Source organism: Kitasatospora nipponensis (assembly GCF_039528135.1).
In the GTDB taxonomy this organism is placed as follows: domain Bacteria; phylum Actinomycetota; class Actinomycetes; order Streptomycetales; family Streptomycetaceae; genus Kitasatospora; species Kitasatospora nipponensis.
Genome location: NZ_BAAALF010001139.1, coordinates 1 through 524 on the forward strand (window position 1 = coordinate 1; position 524 = coordinate 524).

Sequence of the window (524 nt, forward strand, 5' to 3'; positions counted from 1 at the left end):
CTGAGCCGTGCCCGCCCGTGACCGGTCCTCGGCGGGGTACTGGGTGACGTACGAAGCCTGGCCGCCAACCTGCGGCCGGACCCCTCGAAGGGCATCAGGAAGGTGAACACCATGGCAGCAGCGACTCCACGGCGGGCGGTCAAGATGATCGACGCTCGCAAGCGGGCCCGCGAGCTCAGTGCCGGCATAGCCCAACGCCATCAGCGGGTGCTCGACAGGGCAGAGAGGTTCCTCCTGGCACAGGAGAAGACCGACCAGCAGGTGCGGGCCATCAACGCGCGCATCAAGGACCTGCACGCAGAGGTGGAGGAGGTCCGGCTGGCAGGTCAAGCCGACCTGGCTCGGGTCGCCGCCGAGATGGCTGAACTGGGTTGCTCCCGAAAGGAAATCGCCGAGCGTCTGGGCGTCGATCCGGCCGAGGTTCGACGCCTGCTGGCGGCGGTGAGGAGGAACGACCCGGTGCGGACCTCGGCCGGCCGGGTGTCGAGGTTGCAGTCGGTGGAGCCCGAGGAGGCGAGCACTGA

General features: G+C 68.9%; 1 protein-coding gene. It reads left to right on the plus strand.

Features of this window, described 5'->3' with window-relative positions; all coding sequences use genetic code 11:
- Nucleotides 1–111 precede the first annotated feature (111 nt).
- Nucleotides 112–524, plus strand: a 413-nt coding sequence (locus ABD323_RS45300; RefSeq protein ID WP_344447762.1) for a hypothetical protein, incomplete at its 3' end; no start/stop codon positions are given.